The organism is Ascidiimonas aurantiaca (genome assembly GCF_037646345.1).
GTDB lineage: Bacteria > Bacteroidota > Bacteroidia > Flavobacteriales > Flavobacteriaceae > Ascidiimonas > Ascidiimonas aurantiaca.
The window spans coordinates 182,792-204,896 of record NZ_JBBEWR010000005.1 but is presented as its reverse complement, the minus strand read 5'-3'; the positions used below and the strand labels follow the sequence as shown (position 1 = coordinate 204,896).

Below are 22,105 nucleotides of genomic sequence, written 5' to 3'. Positions count from 1 at the left end.
TCAATTTTTTCGTAAAACACAGGCACTATACCAACATAGCCAAAACAAAAAGTGCTTTTTTGTCAAGCGCCATCTCCCATTAAATTGGTAAAAACTATTCTATTATAAAACATTCATTTGGCACATTGGTATCGCATACCTCAAAAAAACTGACACACGTATCCGTATTGGGACATAAATTTGTATGTGGGCATATCAAAATACTTTCACAATAGAATGTATTGGGAGGATAACACCCTTCGGTTATATTAAATCCGCCTCCCAGGAGATGTCCTTTTGCATGAGAAATAGTTACTTTTTTAAAATGAAGGGAATGTAGTTTCTTTTTTTTCATAAAACTGGTTTTAAAATCAAATTTCTTAACAAGCTCTTGTAAAAGGCACACAACCGTTTCTCGTGTCACAAATCAGTGTTTGACACACCAGGTCTCGGGTATCACACAATATCGTACACTGTAATGCGCTTGGACGGTTTTGGGCATTCAGTGCAGTGGGAACTCCCTCTCCTCCGATAAGTTTCCCGCCGGCATGGGAAATGGTCATTTTTTTAAACTGTAAATGCTTTAACTTCTTTTTTTTCATGATATGATTTTAAATGTTAGTAAAAAACAGAAACAACCCAAAGTATTTGGCTGTTAATTTAATTGTAATCCTTTTCTTAAATTTATAAATAATATTTTAAGTAAGAAAATATTTAACATATTAGCAGTTAAAATCTTTACACGAGGCCTATACAAAATTTGCAAACCAAAAAAATAAACTCTATATGCTTTTTATAATATGCCTCCGCAAATTCCATCTATAAAAAACATCGAGTATGCTTTTTACCAAAAGCTTTTTCTAACACAAGTTTAAGGTTTATAAGTAGGTAAGAAAGCCTCGGGAGTTTTGTGTTTTGTATTCGTACCTCGAGATTTTAGTAGTGACCGCTAAACTATATGTTTTAAATTAATCAATCATTTCCTAACAATGATTTAAGCTTAAAAGTTTATTTATATTCAAAAAAATTAAATATTTTAGCCTAAAATTTAATATTAGTAACATTTTCAATGCATGACTACCTGTAAAATACGTAAAGAAATACGCTTTACCATTCATGCTTCTTTAGCGGCATTTGGCACGTATTTTTGCATGTATGCATTTAGAAAGCCCTTTACGGCAGGTACTTTTGAATCCTTTTCATTTTTAGGCATTGATTATAAAATTTTACTCATCATTTCTCAGGTATTAGGGTATGCACTTTCCAAAATACTGGGTATTCGGTTTATTTCAGAGTTAAAGTCTGCAGAACGGTTGCCTTATCTTTTTGTTTTTATTTTGATCGCAGAAGTGGCGCTACTTCTGTTTGCTTATGTACCACAGCCTTACAATATTATTTTTCTATTCCTGAATGGCTTACCTCTGGGTATGATATGGGGTATCGTATTTTCCTTTTTAGAGGGAAGGAAAGTTACAGATATTCTTGGGGTAGTACTTTCTTCCAGCTTTATCGTTTCAAGCGGTGTCGTTAAATCTGCAGGTTTGTTTGTCATGAACAACTGGGGTGTTAATGAGTTTTTAATGCCGGCTGTTACCGGGGCGCTTTTTTTAGTACCTTTTTTTGTTTTTGCATGGTTCCTTGGAAAGATTCCTCCACCTACTGCTGAAGATAAAAAACTGCGTGTAGAAAGAGTACCCATGACCCGAAACGATAGAAAAACTCTTGTCAGGAACTATTTATTTGCTCTTATTATACTCGTTTTTTTCTATACCCTGCTTACAGCTTTTAGAGATTTTCGCGACAATTTTGCACGCGAGCTCTGGGACAGTATCGGGTATAAAGGCGATATTTCCGTATTTTCTTTTTCAGAGATTATGGTAGCCATTGTGGTACTCTTTATTTTAGGGTCTTTATTCTATATAAAAAATAACCTTAAAGCCCTGTTCACATATCACATACTTCTTATTATAGGAACATTTTTAACCGGTGTATCTACTTTTCTCTTTCAGATACAGGTGCTAAATCCTTTTCTCTGGATGGTATGCACCGGCTTTGGCCTGTATATTTGTTACGTACCTTTTAACTGTCTTTTTTTTGACAGGTTTATTGCAGCTTTTAGAATAAAAGGAAACTCCGGTTTTTTGATTTACATAGCTGATTCTTTCGGATATCTGGGCAGTATTCTTGTTTTACTTTATAAAAATTTTGCCCAACCCGCTCTGTCGTGGCTTAATTTTTTTATATACGGATCCTATGTTATGGCAATTGTAGGGATACTTATCTCTCTGATTTCTATGTTGCACCTAAGAAAAAAATATATAAAAACTACGTTTAGTAAAAACTTACACTATGGCACAAAAGTTTGATATAATAATAATAGGCGGAGGTATTTTGGGTACGTTCCATGCATGGCATGCTCTTAAAAATGGGTTACGGGTTTGCCTGGTTGAAAAAGACAACAGCCCCCGTGGAGCCACTACACAAAATTTTGGGCAGGTAGTTCCCTCTGGCATGAACACAAAATGGCAAAAATGGGGAAGAGAGAGCCTCGATATCTATAAAGACATACAGTCTTCGTTTGATATTTCGGTACGCCAGAACGGAACCGTTTACCTAGCCTCCGACCAAGAAGAAGAACAATTGCTTAGGGAGTTAAAAAATATAAACAAAACAAATGATTATCATTCTGTAATGCTTACCAAAAAAGAATGTCTGGACAGGTATCCCGGTTTGTCTAAAAACTATGTAGTTGCCGGACTGTTGTACCCCCAGGAGGTTACCGTAGAACCCCGTACGATGATACACCGATTACAAAAATACATGCAGGAAACACTGCAACTGGTTATGAAAACCAATTTTCTGGCGGTTCGCTGTGAAAAAACCAATAACGGAGTTGAAGTTACCGGAGCCCACAACGAAAATATCATTGCCGAAAAAGTAATTATTTGCAGCGGAGCCGACTTTAAATATTTGTATCCCAACCTCTTCTGGGAAAGTGACCTACAGGTATCAAAACTCCAAATGATGCAAACAGTACCTCAGAAAAACTATGAATTAAAAGGTTCTGTTTTAACCGGTTGGAGCATCCGAAGATATGAGTCGTTTAGTGAGTGCCCTTCATACCCAGGTATAAAAGCTAACGAAAGTAATGATTCATTACAAAAAAAATGGGGAGTACATATTCTCTTCAAACAGGCTGCAGACGGATCCATCATTATAGGTGATTCACACCAATATGCCAATGCTGCCAAAGCAGATGAACTGGGGTATGATCTCAATCTAGATATTGATCGTTTTATTATGAAAGAAACCAAGAAAATATTTGAGTTCCCTACATTTGACATCCAGAGAAAATGGTACGGCACATACGCTCAGTGTAAAAATCATGATATATTCCAAAAAACCATTGACAACCATATACATATTGTAACAGGTATAGGGGGCAAAGGCATGACCGGTAGCGCAGGGTTTGCCAGGCACCATATCGGGAACTTATTAAACCTGAACTAGAAGTACATGAAAAATAGTATTGAACTGGCCATTTTTGATATGGCCGGAACCACCGTAAATGAAAATAACGTAGTTTACAAAACCGTTCAAAAAGTATTAACAGAGGCAGGATACCATGTACCTCTTGAAATTGTCCTGGAACTGGGTGCCGGTAAAGAGAAGCGAAACGCTATACACGATATTTTACAGATAATTCATGATAAAACAACCAGCTCCCTGGAAATAGATTATCTGTTTAACACCTTTAAAAAAGAGCTAAAACAGGCTTACAATGCGCTTGAGATAACCAGTTATAATGGGGTTGAAGATCTTTTTGAATATTTACGATCCAGAGGTATTAAAGTAGTTTTAAATACGGGATATGATGAAAGTACAGCCCGGAAACTTATTAAAAAATTAGGATGGGAAATAGGAAAAAACATAGATGATCTTATTACAGCAGATGATGTAGCTACTGGAAGACCTTCTGCAGAAATGATACACCTGGCCATGAAAAGATTTTCCATAGACGATCCATCAAAAGTACTGAAAGCAGGAGACTCTATAGTTGATATTGAAGAAGGAAAAAATGCCTGCTGCGGTATCACCATAGGCGTACTTACCGGGGCACAAACCCGAAAACAACTGCAAACCGCCCAACCCACACTTATCCTTGAAAACCTTGCAGAACTTAAAAATATCTTATAGTAGTAACTCCCTAAAGAAAAAAATAGATCACAAGCATTTTTGAAGTATTATCCCCTCTGTTCACCGGAACATGAGGGATGCGGCCGTCAAAAAAAATAGAATCCCCTTCATGAAGTAGTACCTCATGGTCTCCAATTATATAATGGCATTCGCCCTTCAGTACGTATTTGAATTCAAAAGCATCGGTAGTAACCTTCCCGCGTTTTGAATTAGGCTCTACCTCCAGCAAAACACTTTGAAAACCAATAGAGTTTAACGATTTACTAAAAAGATAATTGTAGGTGAAGCCTACCGCCTCATCTTCCTTCTCAATAATCTGACTTTCATCTTTTCTCATCACCAGAAAATTAGCCTTGTTCCCTTTCAGTATCCCGTCAAAAAAATCTCTTAACTCCACCCCCAGAGCATCCACTATTTTTAAAAACACCGGAAGCGAGGGAATCGTTCTCCCATTTTCGATCTTAGAAATTAACCCTGCCGTAACACCTGCCCTTAATGCTATATCACTTATTGTTTTTTGTTTGTTTTTTCGTAATTCCTTGATCCTTTTACCTATTCCTACGAGATAATCTTCCATTATAACTGCGTTCTTAAATTTATAATATTTATAATACTGAGAAAAATCCTAATAAAGAAGATGAAATACATTAATACCCTGACAAGCAATATATTAATTATTTATCCTACAACTGCCAAAATACTTTAAAATGTGAATATTTGTAAATAATATTAACATAACTTTAGGAATATCTGTTTAACCTTAAACTATCTTTTTCTTAATCTCTAACTAAGCAGGTTTTCAATTTCATAGATGATATTTGTTGATAAATAATTAAATCAATTTTACAAATACTCAAAAATGAAAAAATCTTTACTACTCACATTTCTTGCCTGTATGGTTAGTTTTGTCGGGGTATCGCAAAAAACATTTACAGGAACCGTTGTAGATGAGAACAACATACCTCTAGCCGGAGCATCGGTACTTGTAAAGGGCAGTGCAACAGGCACAGCGACTGATTTTGACGGTAATTTCGAGATCAGGCTCTCCGAAGGATCAGAAATTCTGTTATTTTCCTATTTAGGATACATAAGTCAGGAGATAGATGTTAGCGGAAAATCGAGCATTACCATTCAGTTACTGCCTGACTCGCAGCAACTGGATGAAGTAGTAGTCACCGCCCTCGGTATTAAAAGAGAGAAAAAGCGATTGGGATATTCCGTTCAGGAAGTACAGAACGAGAACCTCGTAACCGCAAGAGAAACCAATGTTACCAACTCTCTGGCAGGACGGGTAGCCGGTGTTCAGATTACTCAGGGAAGTTCAGGAGTAGGATCCACTTCACGAATCGTAATAAGGGGTGAAGGTTCCTTAATTCCCGGTAATAACTCGCCATTGTTTGTAGTAGATGGTATCCCAATCTCTAACCGAACAATAAGCAACCGTGCCGAGGGCAATCTGGAAACCGACTTTGGTAACGGTGCACAGGACCTCAATCCCGATGATATTGAGACCATTTCCATACTTAAAGGCCCCAATGCGACTGCACTTTACGGTTCAAGAGGATTAAACGGAGTAGTACTTGTAACTACCAAATCAGGTAAAGCCACCCGAGGGCTCGGGGTGAGTTTTACTCAAAACGTAACCTTTGAAAGTGCCCTTAGAATACCCCAATACCAAAACCAGTATGGCCAGGGAGCCGGTGGTGAATTTGCATTTGGTGACGGATTTGGGGGAGGTCTTAATGACAATATTGACGAGAGCTGGGGGCCCCGCTTTAACGGGCAACTCATACCCCAACACGACAGCCCTACCACCAGCGGGTTACGTGCAGGAGACTTTGCCGTGCGACCCCGCAATCCCGATGGTACCTTTGCCGATGAGATCATTGCCACCCCCTGGACAGCCAGCCCCGGTAATATAGAAGACGACTTTTTCAGGACCGGCAGGACCATTACTACCAACCTATCTGTAACCGGAGGTAATGAAAAAGGGAACTTCCGCGTATCGCTTACCAATCTTGATAACGAAGGGATCCTTCCAAATACCGATTTTAACAGAGAAACCTATGCCCTTAGCGGGTCATACAACCTCGCAGACTGGTTAAAGGTAAGCTCATCTGTTAACTATGTGAACAGTAGCAGTAACAACCGCCCCAATAACTCCTATGGCACTGAAAACATAATGTATCTCTGGGTATGGTTTGGGAGGCAGATCGACATGAACTCTCTTCGGGATTACTGGCAGCCCGGCCTGGAAGAAAGGCAACAGTTTAACTATAACTATAACTGGCATGATAACCCCTTCTTTACAATGTATGAGAACACCAACGGGTTTAATAAAAACCGGATCTTTGGTAGTGCCCGGGCAGATATCAGGATCACTGAAGATCTTAACTTAATGGTAAGAACCGGGATCGACTATTTTAGTGAACTCCGAACGGGACAACGCGCCTTTAGTTCGCAGCGGTTCGCCCAGGGGCAGTACCGGGAAGATGATATCTTTTTTAGAGAACAAAATACCGACTTTCTCCTAACCTATAACAAAAATATTGACGAAGATTTTACCATAGGGGCCTCTTTTGGAGGAAACATAAGAGAAGAAGAAAACCGATACAAGCGTATAAGCGCCAATTCACTATCTGTACCCGGTATCTATAATTTTCAAAATGCCGCAGAACCACTGGCAAAAACCCAGTTTATTGATGAAAGGCAGGTAAACTCCCTGTATATGTTTGCCAATCTCTCCTATAAAAACATGATATTCTTAGACGTTACCGGTAGAAATGACTGGTCCAGTACCCTACCGGCCAACAACAATTCCTTTTTCTACCCGTCTGTCGGGCTGAGTATGATCGTTTCCGATATGTTTAAATTACCCGAAGCCTTTACTTTCGCCAAGTTAAGAGCCGGTTGGGCACGTGTGGGTAACGATACCGACCCCTATGCCCTGAGAAATACATTCGAATTTAATGAGCCTTTCGGGAGTTTTCAAAGAGTAAGCGCCTCCAATATTTTAAGAAATGAAAACCTAAAACCCGAAGAGGCCGACTCCTATGAAATAGGAGCCGACATTCGCTTTTTTAATAACCGTCTTGGTATAGACGTTACCTATTACAACTCTATCACCAGAAACCAGATATTAACTCTACCCGTAGCCAATACTTCCGGATTTAGCTCCCGTATTATCAATGCCGGAGAGATCCAAAACCGTGGAGTGGAAATTGTGTTAAACACAACCCCGCTACAAACCGATAATTTTAAATGGGAAAGCACCTTTAACTTTACGAGTGCCCGGGGAGAAGTTAAAGAGTTGATAGACGACCTCAACACCTATGAAATTGCGAACAATTACCTCAGTGTACAGGCACGTGTAGGCGGCAGAATGGGAGATGTATATGGTACCGGTTTTGTAACCGTAAATGATCCCGGTAGCCCGTTTTTTGGTCAGGTAGTGCATAACGAAGAAGGGTTTTCCATTCGGGATCCCAATCTAAAAAAGCTGGGGAACTACAATCCTGATTTTACTCTGGGCTGGCAAAATACCTTTACCTATAAAAATTTTAATCTCGGGTTCCTATTTGACTGGAGACACGGTGGAGAGATCATGTCAAGAACCGTACTTATAGGAGGTACTTCCGGCCTTATGGACTTTACCGCCGTGGGTCGTGAAACCGGTATCATCTCCGAAGGCGTTATTCAAAATGCAGATGGCAGCTACCGCCCCAACGATGTGCGATTGAGTGGAAGAGATTATTACTGGTGGCGCTATAATCGCGGCAATGAAGAGATCGGGATGTTTGATGCCTCTTTCCTTAAGCTCCGGGAGGTCCGGTTTGGTTATAACCTCCCTTCAAATGTGCTAAAAAACACCTTTATAAACACCATGAGCATATCCATAGTAGGCAGGAATCTGGCTCTTTGGACGGAGAATCCCCATTTTGATCCCGAAACCATTTCATTTAACGGAGGTACCCTCGTACCCGGTGTAGAAGACATGGCCCTTCCCAGCACCAGAAGCATGGGACTTAATATAAACATAACCTTTTAAACTAATGTACACTAAGATGAAAAAAAGTATAATCGTATCCCTTCTTGTTTTTCTGAGTACACTAAGTTGTACCGAAAACTTTGAAGAGATCAATACCAACCCTAACGAACCTGAAGAGGTTACTTCAGACCTCTTGCTATCTACCGTGATATCAACCATAGCAGACAGAACTGCCCGAACAGGATGGTCAAACGGCAACCTCGTGGCACAATTAACCGCCAAGATCAACTTTACCGAATTTGATCGTTATAGCTGGGGGTCAGAAAGCAGTATCTGGAACACCTATTACGGCATTCTTCCCGAAATTGACATTATACTGGAAAATGCCCTTGCAGAAGATAGCAGGAACACCAGTTACGAAGGGATTGCTTTAATCATGAGAGCCTATGTATTTGCCAATTTAACAGACAACTGGGGCGATGTCCCATTTTCAGAAGCCATTGCCGGTACCGAAGGTATTTTTACACCTGCCTACGATACTCAGGAAAGTATTTATAATGGTATTCTGGCCGATCTGCGAACCGCTGAAGAACAACTGGCACTCGGGCAACCCATTTTAGGCGGGGACATTCTTTTTGAAGGCGATCTGGAAAAATGGAGAAAACTAGCCAACTCTTTACGGCTGCGCTATCTGCTTCGCATTTCCGGTAAAACCGACGTTTCCGGCGAAATGCAGGATATCGTAAATTCTGGTGTATTTATAGCTACCAATGCCGACAATGCCGCCATGGCATATCCCGGAACCACCCGTATCGATTCCTGGCATCTAAGCGTGGGGCGTATTGGTAGTTTTGACGAGCACCGAATGAGTCAAACCAGCGAATCAATACTAAAACAATTTAATGACGGCCGCCTGCAGGCCTGGTATCAGCCTACCGATAATCCCGAAGATGATCCCGGTCTGTTTGTAGGGCTGCCCAACGGGCTCAGTGAAGACAATGCCTCTAACTTTAACGGCGGAGCCAGTAATGTATCCCGTTTAAATCAGGCTTTCTTCTTCGATTCTACCAACTCGGTAAAAGCCGCCATTATGCAAACTGCAGAAGTGCATTTTATTCTGGCAGAAGCCGCTCAAAGAGGTCTTATCTCTGCTGATGCTGAAACCCTTTACAACGAAGGCATACGCCTTTCATTTGAATACTGGAACGTAAATCAGGACATACCTGCCTATCTCACCCAAACCGGAGTAGCGTATGACGGAGAACTGGAAACCATACTCACCCAAAAGTGGCTGGCCTCTTTTCTGGTAGGCCTGGAGGCATGGTACGACTTCAGAAGAACCGGTTTTCCTTCTGTGATCGTACCCGGCCCTAACAATACCAACAGTAACCAGGTGCCTGTACGGTTTTTCTATCCCGAATCTGAACAGACCCTAAATGCCGATAACTATGCTGCCGCTGTAGCACGTTTTGGCCCAGATGATCTTAACACCAAAGGTTGGTGGGAGCAATAAAATATAAAAGACACAAAAGAAAAGGATTGTTCAGGATTAGTAATTATTGTTTTATAGCGGGGTCAAAAGAATTTTTATTTTGGCTCCGTTATTCCCTTGTAGCTCCTCATCTGTTTTCTAAAAACTATAAAAAAACAACATTCATAAAAAACGTATTTTACAATGAAAATATCCATATCATGTATAGTATTATTGGTCTTAGGGACCCTAAACAGCTCATGGTCACAGACCGATGAGCCTCCAAAAGTAGTTCTTATCACACTGGACGGCCTGCGCTGGCAGGAGCTTTTTACCGGTGCCGATACACTTTTAATAAATAATAAAGACTACGTTCATAACCCCGCTTGGCTTACAGAGGCTTTTTGGCGAGACACCCCGGAGGAAAGAAGAAAAGCCCTGCTTCCTTTTATTTGGGGACAGGTGGCCCAAATGGGGCAAATACATGGTAATCGTGAACTGGGTAACCAAATGGACCTTACCAATACCATGTGGTTCTCGTATCCGGGCTATAATGAAATTTTAACCGGGAAAGCGGATGACACACGTATTAACAGTAACAACAAGATCCCGAACCCTAACATAACCCTGCTGGAAAAGTACCATCAAACCCGGGAAGGTAACGGAAAGGTGGCCGCTTTTGGTAGTTGGGATGTTTTTCCCTTTATAATAAATGAAGAACGATCCGGGATACCGGTAAATGCCGGTTTTGAAGCCGCTACCAAAGACCTGAGTAAAAAAGAGATCTTTTTAAATGAATTACAGGAGCAAATACCCAGTCCGTGGGGCAGTGTGCGACTCGATGCATTTACTCATCATTATGCCTTAGAGCATCTGAAAAAAAAACACCCCCGATTTCTCTACATTGCCTATGGTGAAACCGATGATTTTGCGCATGACGGCGACTATCAGGCCTATTTAAGATCGGCCCGCAACACAGATGCCTTTATCAAACAACTGTGGAACTTTACCCAGCAGGATGCTTTTTACAAAGATCAAACGGTGTTTTTGATAACGACAGATCACGGCCGGGGTACCCAACCTCTGGAAACCTGGAAAAGCCATGGGGCCAGCATAAAAGGAGCCGGCCAGGTATGGCTCATTGCTTTTGGTAAAAACGTAAAGGCACGGGGCGAGGTAACTGCTAAAAAACAACTATATACCAGCCAGATCGCCCCAACGGTGGCAAAACTGTTGCAACTGGAGTGGCCCGGAACCCCGATACAACTGGATTAATATACTATCCTTCTATCATAAGCCATACAAGGGGTTTGTCACCCCGGGAGTTGCCTTTTAGGTTTTTAAAACTCCCGGGGGTTTTATACGCTACTACCCGGGCACCCAGCTAAATTTATAATACTTTATGCCCTTCTGCTTTAGAGGGTGGGTACTCCATTCTTCCCATTTCGTAGTATAAGGGTTGTACCCGCATTTTAAGGGTTTTGAATACATATCAACAGGGTCTTCCAGATAGGCTCTGCAATCGGTACATATATGCCTGAATTCGCAATCTTTGCAGACATGGATTTGATCTTTGTTGATATTCCAATATTTTTTAAAATCTTTTTTTTTGATTGCTTTTTGTAGTGATGTATTTTTAATGTTTCCAAAGCTTTTTGACATCGAAGGACAATTTTTGATCGCACCCTTCACATCTACTGCAACTTTTTTATGTAGGCAAGAATTACAATTAAGTGATTCTAGCACTTTCTTTTGATTAACATAAAAATAATCAGATGACACTACTCCACAAGATTTGCTTGACAAGTTTACCTTTTTTGTGTATATTACTTTAAATAGAAATGGTTCTCCGTAGGTTAATACTTCTTCTTTGGGTGAAGAATAGAAGACTATTTGAACAATTTTGTTGGGTTTTTTATCTAATTCCGATAATTTTTTTTGATTCAAATTATCATTGTTGAAAGGAGTAGTAATCTCTATTGATCTTAATGAATTGTCTCTACTCAACTTAGAAATAAATAATAAGTCATCCAGAGATATTTTATTATAGAAAAAAAAGTGTATTGAATCACAAAGCAAGTCATCCAATTGCTTAAATAGAGATTCAATAACACTATAATTCAATTTATCAATTTCAATAATAGCATTTGTAATCTCATTTGGAGTTTCAAATTTTATATTCATTGTTGGAAAGAGTGCCTTTTCTTGATGATAGCAATAAAATCCATATTCCTTACTTTCCAGGTAATCGAGATACTCAATAATAATATTCTTATTTTCTATTCCAAATTCACTAACTACTTCCTTAATGCTCTTTGTTTTTAGTGCTGAAATTATATCTACCAAATCGTTTGGAATAAGCTCAGCTTCTTCTCTTTGTAAATCACAAATTAATGAACGTTTAGCTCCTTTTACTAAAATGCAATTTGAAAAAAGTATAAAATCCGTATTCATAAATAACGTATGATATCCTTAAAAAAGGGTTTAATTTGATAGTGATTAGTATTGTATATACTATTCTTAACAGTCTTAACCATATTTTTTTTATTATTAACTTTTTTGTTTTCCTTAATTTCCATTCTATTAAAAATGGCAGGTAATGATTTTTCATTATCCTTAATAAACTCTAACATTTTCTTCATTTTTATAACAAGTTTTTTGCAATCAACTTTTCAATGCCATAGTTACATGGGTAAGAAACCATACCGAATTGTCCAATGGGATTTACTTCTAGAAAATAATATTGTAGATTATTATCAACAAGCATATCAATTGATGCGCATTTAAGATTCATTAAATCCATTAGTTTTAATAACCTTTTTTCAATTGATACAGGAAGTTTAAATGCAACATTTCTATTAGGCTTTTTAAAATTGTATTTTCTGAAATCTACTTTAGTTTGCTCATCGTTTTGAGAAAATATAGCCATCGAATAAAACTTTCCTTTTAAGAAAAAAATCCTAAGTTCATATCTCTTATTAATATACTCCTGGAAATAAGAGGGTGCGAAGTTTTCTGGAAAATCATTTATATCTTCTAATAAAGTAGTGTAAAATACGCCATATTGATTATCGTCTAAATTCACAAATCCATTGCCTGCTATTACTTTGGTTATTAATTTGTTTTTCTTGAATACTTTAAGAAGTTCTTTTTTCTCAGTAAATAAATAAGATTTTGGGATTCTCAGATTAGATTTTACCGCTAATTCGTTAACAATTAATTTATTTGCAATCGAAGAACTTATAGAACCTAGACTATTCTTTTCTTTAAGCAGGTAATGGATATAGTTTTTTAGATGATATGATTCTTCATTCAAAAAATTACTCAGAGAAACCCAATCGTTTTTTAGTTCATTTTTTAAATTAAGAAATCCTCTCCTATACCAAAAAGATGTAATTTTAGTAATATTGATTTCTTTTTCTTCATTAAGATTGATATATATACCGTCAGCAAAGCATTTAATTTTCAATATATCTTCTTTATTAACTCTAATATATTGTTTATTCAAATACCTCAACCAACTTAATACTACAGTAGTTGACTTGTCCTTATTTTCCGAAAGTACTAAAATCATAAAAAAATAAAAATCAAAAAGAGGAATATAACCTTTCCTCTTTTTTCATTAATTAGGTAAGTGCTAGCGTTAATAACTAATAAAAGACCATACATTTCCACTGTCAAATTCCCAGTCTGATCTACAATCTGTATCTGTATGTGGTCCTAAATCTGTACTAGATTCAGTTATGGTCACGCCAGTCTCTCCTGTGGAACTTCCAACTATCCTCTTGAAAAAATCATTTTTTAAAACTTTCTTTTCGTTTATCTCTTTAAATTGTTTTATTGATATCATAATGGTTTAATTTTTTGCTATCCAAGTAATTACTAATCCGCTATCAAACGTCTCTCTTTCACCGCAATCGGTATCATTATCTGCTCCTTGATCTGTGGAAACTGATTCTATTGTTGAAGTAGTACTACCTCCTTTAATACATCTGGTTTCAGATTTCTTAAGTAAGTGATTTGTAGATTTCTTTTGAAAATCTGTTAATGATTTTAATTTTTTCATATAGAAAATGTTTAAAAAGTTAATAATAAATCTAATTTTTTGATCTATACTTCTGAATAATTAAGTTCCTAGTTTCTTTATGCTGCTCTAAGGTTCTAAGACCAATAGCAGTACGTCTTGCATTCAAATTTTTAAAGTCTTTAATTAAAGTACTATCTAAATTATCATAGATTCCATAAGTAAATAGGTTTCTTTTTCTATCGTTACTATCTACCATATTGGCTAGCACAGAAGGAGAACATTCTCCATTTCTAATAAATTCTAATAATATTGGTTCAAAATATTCAACATCACTAAAATGCATCAGCATTGTAGATATATCTACATTTTGCGAAGGGGTTGACCCGCCTATTAACTTGCTATTAGGGTAACCATATGAATTGAAAATTTCCTTTATCCTCATTTCATGTTTACCATCGATTTTCTGCATCTCCGATGGCACCTTATCTATTCTAACTTTTTGATCTTCGTTTATCATAGAAATAATTTCGCTTCTAAGATTATTTCTATCTGTCTTCTTAAATAGAATTGCAAGAGAGTCAGCTTCATTTTTTAAAAGATTCCATTCTAAACGAGATTTAAGAAGGTTTAGATTGTCATTGCCTTCTAAATACCCAAAATAAAACCCATCTTTAACGGCATTTCGTAAGTAGTCAAAAGCCTGCTCAAAAAGTCCTCTTTTCGCACTAAGTTCAGCAAAAATGACACTTTCTAAAATATCTTGATTGTTCAATAACTCACACTTATACCTTGCTTTATCAAAAAAATCGTATGCCTTGTCAAAATCACCTTTCAGATACTCGATTTGCCCTTCATAAACAATTGGATAATAATCTATTATATAATTACATCCCGTTTTTTGTGCGTTTAACTGAAATGTAAAAAACAGTATAATTAGATTAAATTTTAACATTATAAATAATTTTTTCATGACAACTTCCATTAAGTATCTGACAACTGAACTATTAACACACATTTATGTTTTAAAATGAATGATAATTCTATAATTTTATTTCTTTCCAAAATTGAAAAATAAGAATGATACCGCCAAAATAATTTCTGTTCTAAATTGTTAGATTTTCTTACTATTATTAGTGAGCAAATAACTCGAACTCACACAAAACAAGCAGTTTAGCATGCCATTTTGATACATTTTTTTTCTCGCTTTCCTGAAAATATTTCTGCTTAACTAAAAAAATCCAGGGCGTATATCCAAAATAGACATTGAAAAGTGTTTTTTTACCGTAGTATAAGTATTGATATTCCTTTTGCATTATCTAGTAAAAATCTGAAATTCAAAAATTTACTAGATTATTACCAGATAAACAGCTTTTTCCAAAAGCAGATAGATATCAGATCCCGAATTCCTTTTTCTGTGTATTGGTTTCTATTTCAATAGCTTCTATAAAAATTATATAATTATTTGAGTTTTTAGAAAAGAGTGATTACTGTCCGTATTTTTGAGAATGTACGGTCTTTTAAAACATTGACTATATATAGTTCCATTTTTTGGGGTATCTACATTCCGAAAGCTGTCCAGGTTTTAAAACTCCCGGGGGTTTTATATAGGGGTTATACCCACTACGGTAACTCGTTATCTATCAAATCAATTAGCAGTTCCAGGTCCTTCTCCAGGCCGGGATATACCGTTTTATACAGATGCTCCCCTGTACCTATTGCAATGATGAGGATATTTTCAAACTCCTGAGATTCCAGAATAAACAGATTACTCACGGGCTCCGGCAGTTTAGCTATCTGCCACTGTTCATTTTCATTGGTATGGTCTATGATACTCCGGAAGCTTCCCTTCTTTTCCAGTACCTCATTACCTTTTTGTATGTACCGATTTACTACCTGTTCCTGATTAATAACCTTCTGAACCCTGCTTTCCCAGGAAGCCAGTAAATTGCGAATACGATCGTTTGCAATATTCTTTAATCCTCCGGTGGCAATAAGTTCGGTAAGAGCACCATTTTCATATTTAAACTGAAAGTTTTTATTAAAAATATCGCTTAGCGCCACTGCAAGTTCCTTTTCACTCACTTCTTCCTTAGAACGGTCCATTAGCATTATAAAACTTCGCAGCTTATGCACTACAGTTCCCAGATCTTCCCTTTCTATTTGCAATGCTGTAAGGTTATTCGCCATTTCATGACGCAGCAATCGCAGGTAGCCTGTTTGATCTTTATTAATTTTGCTTTGTTCGTTCAGGTTATTAAATTGAAGGGCCAGTAAGATCCCGATAACTACAAGTGTAATCTCACCCAGGGCATAGACCAGATATTTGGAGAACCGTTTTTCCAAAAGCAATTTTCGACGGATCTCTTTAAAGAACTTTAGCATCTGTTTTCTTTTGTAACAAGGTATGGAAAAAATATAAAAACACTAAAACACCGCTATAGCTCTGGCAGGGCCCAATTATTTATAAGGCTTTCTCGCCTTTACCTCTTTGATCATTTTACCAAAATCTTTATCCTTTTTACGCCTTTCGGCAATGGTAGATTCAAAAAACGCTTTTTCCCGCTCCATTTTTAAATAGTTCTCGTACGCACCCCGGTCAATCGTTCCCTCCTCCACCGCAGCCAACACAGCACACCCGGTTTCGGTGGTATGGGTACAGTCCTTAAACTTACAATACACAGCATATTCACTAATAATACTAAAGGTAGTTTCCAGTCCTTCGGCCGAATCAGTGATCCCAACCTCGCGCATTCCGGGATTATCAATCAGGATCCCGCCGTTTTCCAGAACGTGTAGTTCTCTGTGAGTAGTACTGTGGCGGCCTCTGCCGGTACTCTGGCTAATGGTTTGGGTTTTCATCATTTCCCTGCCGGACAGGCTGTTGACCAGAGTTGATTTTCCTACGCCCGATGAGCCCAGTAAACCATAGGTTTGGCCGGGTACTATTTGCTTTCTAAGTGCTTCGAGCCCCTCACCGGTCGTATTGCTTATAGCCAGTACCGGTACTTCCTGTACCCGTTCAGTAATAGCGCTGATCATTTCCTGCTTTTCCGCAGGAGTTACCAGATCGGTTTTTGTAACAAGTACTACAGGAGCGACGCCGGAAGTATGACAAATGGTAATATAGCGCTCTATCCGGTTAATGGCAAAATCCCGGTCTACCGCCTGTACAATAAAAGCAGTATCTATATTAGCCGCAATAACTTGTTTTTCACCACGCTTCCCCACAGCCTGTCTTTCGATCACGGTTTTTCTGGGAAAAACTTTATGTATAAGTGCCTTATTATCATCGTATTCGGAAATGGCCACCCAGTCGCCCACCGCAGGAAAATCGGCCCTGCTTTGTGCCGAAAACCTGAGATTGCCCAGTACCTCGGCATCGTATTCGTGTTCGTGGGTTCTTACCACATACCTCTCTTTGTGCTCTAAAACTACTCTGCCTACACTCAGGCCCTCCAGGCCCTCTGTCTTCCGGTAGCTTTCCAGTTCGTCTGTATATCCCAGATCTTTTAAGGTCATGATGTGTATTTATTAGGTTGTAGGGTTGTTTTTAATATACTAAGAAAATGGTATTCGCAATAAGGAACACCTGAATAATAAAAATCAGGGTACCTATCCTTTTTCTTCGGGTACGGGCCATTCCCATTACCGCTATCGCCACTATGGGAAGCACCATGCCGGAAAACAATCTGAGTGAATACATGTTCCCTGGCTTTACACCGGGTGAACCATAACGGTTTATTTCTTTAAACAGTATCGATACGGTATAGGTTATTTGCGATGGTTCTTTAAGGGTTTCGGCGAATTCCGCTGATACGGGAAAGCTATGTGCTTTGGTAAACACCCGGTACGAATAATGATAGTTTCCCGCCGCATTATAATATTGCTGGCGCGTTTTCGTAACATTGGTCACCTCACTGACATATACTTTTCCCGGCAATACAAAGTCAACCAGCATGATCAGGGCCACTGCCATATACAGGCCATATAGCCAAAAACGCCCTATGTTCTTTTGTGTATGCATTGGCAGATGGTGGTTTGTTTTTAGTAAAGACAGGGATCGTTACCGCATGTCATATCTGTTTTGAGCGAAATGATCCGGCCGTCGAAATTACTAAATACCTGTGAATTATTGGGTTTTTAAACTGGAATCGTGTCATAAAATACATTTAAAAAAGTATACAACTCCCGGTTGGCACTACCAAAATCTTGATTTTTTGACAAGCACCTGAAAGCAGTGAAGACTACTTTTGTTGCAATTTTTATAATAACCTTAATACGAAATAATATAGATCATGAAAAAAACAAACCTGCTTACTGCAGTATTTTTTTTATTTCTTACCATCGTTTCCTGTAGTAATGACGATGATGAAGTGATAAAAAGCAGTGAAAAAGCAATCACCGCCTTTACTTTTTTGGCCGGTGACAATGAAGCCTTATCTGAAAATGTAACGGCTACCATAGACCAGGAGGAAAACACCATAACCACTCAGGTTCCCTTTGGCACCAATGTTACGGCGCTGACCCCTTCAATTACGCTCTCTGAAAAAGCTATTGTTGATCCTGAAAGCAAAACGGCAGCCGACTTTAGCGATATGGTAGAATATACCGTTACAGCTGAAGACGGGACTACCCAAAAATATACCGTAACCCTAACCATACAAAAGTTTGATACAAAACAAATACGCTCTTTTGCCTTTCTGGATGTTGATAATGATAGCCTTGCAGAAGATTTTACTGCGGTAATTGATGAAGAAAACAGAACCATAACTGCAGAGCTTCCCATGACGGCCGATCTTACCGCTTTACAGCCCGCTATTGAAGTGTCTGAAAGAGCCACCATTAGCCCGGAGGCGGCCATAACCGATTTTACCAACCCGGTTACCTATACCGTGACAGCAGAAGATGAAAGTACCGCTGAGTATGTAGTAACCATTACCCGAAAGCTTTCGGAACGTGAGGTTCTTATCGCGCTTTACAATGCCAATCCCAACAGTTTACTACGATGGGATCTTACAGAAGAAGACATATCTCAATGGGATGGAGTAACTGTTATCGACGGTAAAGTAACAGAGCTGGTATTAAACAATAAAAACATAGTAGTGATCCCTGAGTCTATTAAATATCTTACAGACCTTACCCAACTTAATTTTTTTGTTAATCTAATAACCGAGGTTCCTGACGAAATAGGAAACCTTACTAATCTCAGAAGATTGGTTTTGGGTAATAATCAGATCTCTGAAATACCCACAACTATAGGACAACTTAACCAGCTTGAATATTTTAGTTTAGAAAGAAATGGGCTACAGGCACTTCCTCAGGAAATAGAAAACCTTACCAACCTTGAAAACTTCTATTTGACTAACAATAACTTATCTGCCATCCCTGAGGAGATCTTTGAGCTTACCAATCTTGAAGAACTGTTTATGGCAAATAATCAAATTACAGAAGTTCCTGCGGGAATTAGAAATTTAACACAACTCCGACAACTTAGGCTAGACAATAATCAGATCAACAATGTACCGGTAGAAATAGGAAACCTTTCTTTATTATCAACACTACATCTTAATGGCAATAACCTAACTTCGGTGCCCGTAGAGATCGCACAATTAACTGCCCTTTTCCGGTTGTGGTTACAGGACAACAATCAGTTAACAAGCATCCCCCAGGCTATATGTGATATGGATATTGATGTTTTTCAGAAAGACGAAACCGCCGTGTGTGAGTAGTGATCCTTTAAGGATTATAGTGAATTCATTTCCCGGAAACAAAGAAAACTGCAAAAACAAATCGCTTTGTTAACTGTAGTATGACCCCATATTATCTTGCGTACGCGGGATCATTTTTATCGGGGTGGCCGACTGCCGTGACGTACATGGCCGGCTGCCGGTAGGGATGTATTTTGAGTTTTTCTTCAATAAGAGTATTGTTTAGGGCAGCAGTGCCAAAGGAAGCCAGTCTCATAGCAGTACAGGTTAAGTTAAAGGTTTGTGCCAGGTGCCCTATATCCAGTTGTATAACTCTGTAGGCATGGGCATGACGATACTTCCACATATTCCTTTTAAGTAATGAGGTAATTATAAAAACTGCCGAACAGTTGGTAACCCATTTCTGTTCGGAACAGGCACGAGTGGCCCACTGTGAAAAATCCCCTTTGTGCAACATGCCCAAACTATGGGTATGCAGGTGATAATGATAAATACCCGATTCCAAATTTTGCACTCTGTTAATTACTGCATATACTTCGGGATGGTGACGCGAACCACCGGAAGGAGAGGTCTTAAAGATCACATCGCCCAGACTCCCGCCTTTGTATTCTCCAGTCTTTCCAAAGCTGTAATACATACAGTCTGAAAGCTCCTGCTCAGTTATTGGTACTGCCAGAAACGCACGGCAGGTGCGCCTTTCCAGTAAACTCCTGAATATATTGTAATTGAGGTTGCCAGATGGAGGTGGCAAAGGCCGGTATGTTACATCAGGCAACGTTATATACGGTTCGGGAGGAGGCTCACTGCCCGCTTTTTGATCTAGCTCGGCCCATACTTTTTCATTATTCGCCTCAAAGTTTACATAATGGGTTCTGGCGTGATAATACCGTGCAGGCAGATCCCACTCCCACTCTTCGAGTACTTTTTCCTGCTTCGCTCTTTCCGAAGTTTTCTCAGTCAGTATTCCCGCTTCCGTTAAATCGGTTATTAGCTTTTCAATGTCCGGTACCCCTTTGAATTTTTCCTTAATCTCCTCCATAGATCGGTAAACATCGCTCACATACCTTACAATTTGCAAAACATTTGTACTCAACACGGTCAGTTTACCGGTGAGATAGTTCTCACCGGTAAACTGACCGTTCTTAAAATAAAACAAAAGATGTTTGCTTACACTGTACATAACTTACTTATGCGCAACAAGTAGTACGTCGATACGTATAGGCTGCTACTTTAAGCTCTGCCTCATTTTTTCCGTTAACTACAAAAGTAATTTGTGCAGGTTGTGAATGGTCATATGCGTTCCAGCCCTCCTCAAGGGCCGCATACTGCTCCGGGGTAAGCTGAATTTGAATTTTCTGGTCTGCTGCCAGTTCTTTGATCATTCTTGCCGACTCGTCAATTAATCGCTGTCTTTCTTCCATTTTGATCTTTTTGAATATATGCCTACTCTGTAAAGTTTTCGGCTTCCCTTTAATAACTGCAAAACAGTTATTTGCTTTTCCTTTTACTATGTTTATCAGGTTTTTATAACTAAGATTATCACTATTAATATACAAATAATTTTCCTACTTATCATATTTTTCACATACTTATAACACAAGTATGTCTTTATACCTTTTAACTAAAATGCATGTGCTATATGATCTGTATTTTTTATCTTTCCCTTCAAAAGATTTTAATGAAAACTTCTATTTTATTACTACTGGTAGTTGCCATTACAGCCTGTCAACAACCTCCTGCTGCTCCTGACTTTGAAATACCTTCTCTTACCAAAACCTTTATAAACACCCATAACGGGTATTCTGAAGCGGTGGTGGTACAAACCGGAAACCTGAAAACTATTTATGTATCGGGACAGATAAGCGAAGCCGATACTTTTGAGGCACAAATGCGGGAAGTACTTACTAATATGAAAACTACCTTACAGGCATCAGGTGCCACCTTTAAAGATGTGGTAAAAATGAATACCTATATTGTGGACTACTCTCCTGAGTTACTACCCGCATTTCGCAAAGTACGAAAGGAAATACTGGGTGATACAGATATGCCGGCCAGTACTCTGGTAGGGGTAGCGGCTCTGGGAAAAGAGAGCTGGAAAATTGAGATTGAAGCAGTAGCGGTAGTGCAGGAGTAAGTGCCTGTGTATTCTAATTTGGTTATGCGATATTTTTTAAAAAGAACCCTGGCTTATTTCATTGACGTTACTTTGTGTTATACCATTCTAATACTTGTACTGCAATGGGCCATTTTGGGCACTCTTAGAACCAGACTGGGACTTGCTGATACCTGGTTCGAGAACAGCCTGAATATGGAACTATATGTACTGAGTACTATTTCGCTTCCGGTATGGTTTTATTTTACCTATTTTGACAGTAACCGGGCTAAAGGCACACTTGGTAAACGGCTTTTTAGGCTCTCTGTTCAAAACCCGGAAAACCAAAGAATATCACCCGGAAAATCTTTTCTAAGAACTTTTTTAAAACTATTACCCTGGGAAATAGCGCACCTGGGGGTTATTTTTCCAACACCTTTGTATTTTGAAGATGAACCCGGTCTGCGCATACTTACCTTAGCCGGTATGGTACTTTTTGTAAGTTATATGATAAGTATTCTGGCAGATCCAAAAAGGAGATCATTATACGACCGGCTCCTAAAAACACAAGTAAATGAGTCCTGAACGGCTTCTGTTACAACATAGGGATACTTAAAAAAATCGCTTCTCTGGCGATGAGAAG

At 38.7% G+C, this 22,105-nt stretch carries 21 protein-coding genes; 9 read left to right on the top strand and 12 right to left on the bottom strand.

The annotated features are described in order from the left end of the window. Nucleotides 1-94: 94 nt before the first annotated feature. Nucleotides 95-334 (bottom strand): hypothetical protein, encoded by a 240-nt coding sequence (locus tag WAO84_RS07090; RefSeq protein ID WP_340064732.1) that lies wholly within the window; start codon nucleotides 332-334, stop codon nucleotides 95-97. Between the two features lie 718 nt (nucleotides 335-1,052). Between WAO84_RS07090 and WAO84_RS07085 the strand changes: the two genes are divergently transcribed. From WAO84_RS07085 to WAO84_RS07075, 3 genes are read left to right on the top strand one after another with little or no spacing between them, the layout of a single operon-like run. Further along, entirely contained in the window at nucleotides 1,053-2,345 is a 1,293-nt protein-coding gene (locus tag WAO84_RS07085; RefSeq protein ID WP_340064731.1) for a DUF5690 family protein, read from the top strand. Then, complete coding sequence (locus WAO84_RS07080) at nucleotides 2,329-3,489, top strand: TIGR03364 family FAD-dependent oxidoreductase (RefSeq protein WP_340064730.1); 1,161 nt, start codon at nucleotides 2,329-2,331, stop codon at nucleotides 3,487-3,489. Before WAO84_RS07085 ends, WAO84_RS07080 begins: the two co-directional genes overlap by 17 nt. Nucleotides 3,490-3,495: 6 nt before the next feature. Continuing rightward, a complete protein-coding gene (locus WAO84_RS07075) occupies nucleotides 3,496-4,176 on the top strand; it encodes a phosphonatase-like hydrolase (RefSeq protein WP_340064728.1) in 681 nt (226 codons plus the stop codon). Between the two features lie 10 nt (nucleotides 4,177-4,186). Here the strand turns inward: WAO84_RS07075 and WAO84_RS07070 are convergent, their stop codons facing one another. After that, nucleotides 4,187-4,753: a helix-turn-helix domain-containing protein gene (locus WAO84_RS07070; protein ID WP_340064727.1), complete on the bottom strand. Its 567-nt coding sequence runs from the start codon at nucleotides 4,751-4,753 to the stop codon at nucleotides 4,187-4,189. A gap of 282 nt (nucleotides 4,754-5,035) precedes the next feature. Here WAO84_RS07070 and WAO84_RS07065 point away from each other — a divergent pair, with 282 nt between their 5' ends. The 3 genes from WAO84_RS07065 to WAO84_RS07055 all read left to right on the top strand — a co-directional run bounded on the left by WAO84_RS07065 (nucleotide 5,036) and on the right by WAO84_RS07055 (nucleotide 10,910). After that, nucleotides 5,036-8,224, top strand: coding sequence for a SusC/RagA family TonB-linked outer membrane protein (locus WAO84_RS07065; protein ID WP_340064725.1), 3,189 nt, complete (start codon nucleotides 5,036-5,038; stop codon nucleotides 8,222-8,224). A 16-nt stretch (nucleotides 8,225-8,240) separates the two neighbouring features. Beyond that, nucleotides 8,241-9,677 carry a SusD/RagB family nutrient-binding outer membrane lipoprotein gene (locus WAO84_RS07060; RefSeq protein WP_340064723.1) on the top strand — a complete coding sequence of 479 codons (1,437 nt, stop codon included), beginning with the start codon at nucleotides 8,241-8,243 and terminating at the stop codon, nucleotides 9,675-9,677. Between the two features lie 162 nt (nucleotides 9,678-9,839). Continuing rightward, nucleotides 9,840-10,910: an alkaline phosphatase family protein gene (locus WAO84_RS07055; protein ID WP_340064722.1), complete on the top strand. Its 1,071-nt coding sequence runs from the start codon at nucleotides 9,840-9,842 to the stop codon at nucleotides 10,908-10,910. Between the two features lie 93 nt (nucleotides 10,911-11,003). Here the strand turns inward: WAO84_RS07055 and gwsS are convergent, their stop codons facing one another. The 8 genes from gwsS to WAO84_RS07015 form a co-directional block, all read right to left on the bottom strand. After that, nucleotides 11,004-12,089, bottom strand: a complete 1,086-nt coding sequence (gwsS, locus tag WAO84_RS07050; RefSeq protein WP_340064721.1) for a grasp-with-spasm system SPASM domain peptide maturase — start codon at nucleotides 12,087-12,089, stop codon at nucleotides 11,004-11,006. A 190-nt stretch (nucleotides 12,090-12,279) separates the two neighbouring features. Then, complete coding sequence (gwsG, locus tag WAO84_RS07045) at nucleotides 12,280-13,209, bottom strand: grasp-with-spasm system ATP-grasp peptide maturase (RefSeq protein ID WP_340064720.1); 930 nt, start codon at nucleotides 13,207-13,209, stop codon at nucleotides 12,280-12,282. 69 nt (nucleotides 13,210-13,278) lie between these two features. Next, nucleotides 13,279-13,485, bottom strand: coding sequence for a hypothetical protein (locus WAO84_RS07040; protein WP_340064719.1), 207 nt, complete (start codon nucleotides 13,483-13,485; stop codon nucleotides 13,279-13,281). A gap of 6 nt (nucleotides 13,486-13,491) precedes the next feature. Next, nucleotides 13,492-13,701 carry a hypothetical protein gene (locus tag WAO84_RS07035; protein WP_340064718.1) on the bottom strand — a complete coding sequence of 70 codons (210 nt, stop codon included), beginning with the start codon at nucleotides 13,699-13,701 and terminating at the stop codon, nucleotides 13,492-13,494. 31 nt (nucleotides 13,702-13,732) lie between these two features. After that, on the bottom strand, nucleotides 13,733-14,632 hold the full coding sequence (locus WAO84_RS07030; protein WP_340064717.1) for a hypothetical protein: 900 nt from the start codon (nucleotides 14,630-14,632) through the stop codon (nucleotides 13,733-13,735). A gap of 650 nt (nucleotides 14,633-15,282) precedes the next feature. Continuing rightward, entirely contained in the window at nucleotides 15,283-16,044 is a 762-nt protein-coding gene (locus WAO84_RS07025; RefSeq protein ID WP_340064716.1) for a DUF6090 family protein, read from the bottom strand. A gap of 75 nt (nucleotides 16,045-16,119) precedes the next feature. Further along, entirely contained in the window at nucleotides 16,120-17,181 is a 1,062-nt protein-coding gene (gene rsgA, locus WAO84_RS07020) for a ribosome small subunit-dependent GTPase A (protein ID WP_340064715.1), read from the bottom strand. A 31-nt stretch (nucleotides 17,182-17,212) separates the two neighbouring features. Continuing rightward, on the bottom strand, nucleotides 17,213-17,686 hold the full coding sequence (locus tag WAO84_RS07015; RefSeq protein WP_340064714.1) for a hypothetical protein: 474 nt from the start codon (nucleotides 17,684-17,686) through the stop codon (nucleotides 17,213-17,215). A gap of 271 nt (nucleotides 17,687-17,957) precedes the next feature. Between WAO84_RS07015 and WAO84_RS07010 the strand changes: the two genes are divergently transcribed. Further along, on the top strand, nucleotides 17,958-19,391 hold the full coding sequence (locus WAO84_RS07010) for a leucine-rich repeat domain-containing protein (protein ID WP_340064712.1): 1,434 nt from the start codon (nucleotides 17,958-17,960) through the stop codon (nucleotides 19,389-19,391). 91 nt (nucleotides 19,392-19,482) lie between these two features. Here WAO84_RS07010 and WAO84_RS07005 read toward each other — a convergent pair whose 3' ends face one another. Next, nucleotides 19,483-20,550 (bottom strand): SagB family peptide dehydrogenase, encoded by a 1,068-nt coding sequence (locus tag WAO84_RS07005; protein ID WP_340064711.1) that lies wholly within the window; start codon nucleotides 20,548-20,550, stop codon nucleotides 19,483-19,485. Nucleotides 20,551-20,557: 7 nt separating this feature from the next. Further along, entirely contained in the window at nucleotides 20,558-20,791 is a 234-nt protein-coding gene (locus WAO84_RS07000) for a hypothetical protein (protein ID WP_340064710.1), read from the bottom strand. 257 nt (nucleotides 20,792-21,048) lie between these two features. Here WAO84_RS07000 and WAO84_RS06995 point away from each other — a divergent pair, with 257 nt between their 5' ends. After that, nucleotides 21,049-21,504 carry a RidA family protein gene (locus tag WAO84_RS06995; RefSeq protein ID WP_340064708.1) on the top strand — a complete coding sequence of 152 codons (456 nt, stop codon included), beginning with the start codon at nucleotides 21,049-21,051 and terminating at the stop codon, nucleotides 21,502-21,504. A 24-nt stretch (nucleotides 21,505-21,528) separates the two neighbouring features. After that, complete coding sequence (locus WAO84_RS06990; protein WP_340064706.1) at nucleotides 21,529-22,047, top strand: RDD family protein; 519 nt, start codon at nucleotides 21,529-21,531, stop codon at nucleotides 22,045-22,047. Nucleotides 22,048-22,105: the final 58 nt, after the last annotated feature.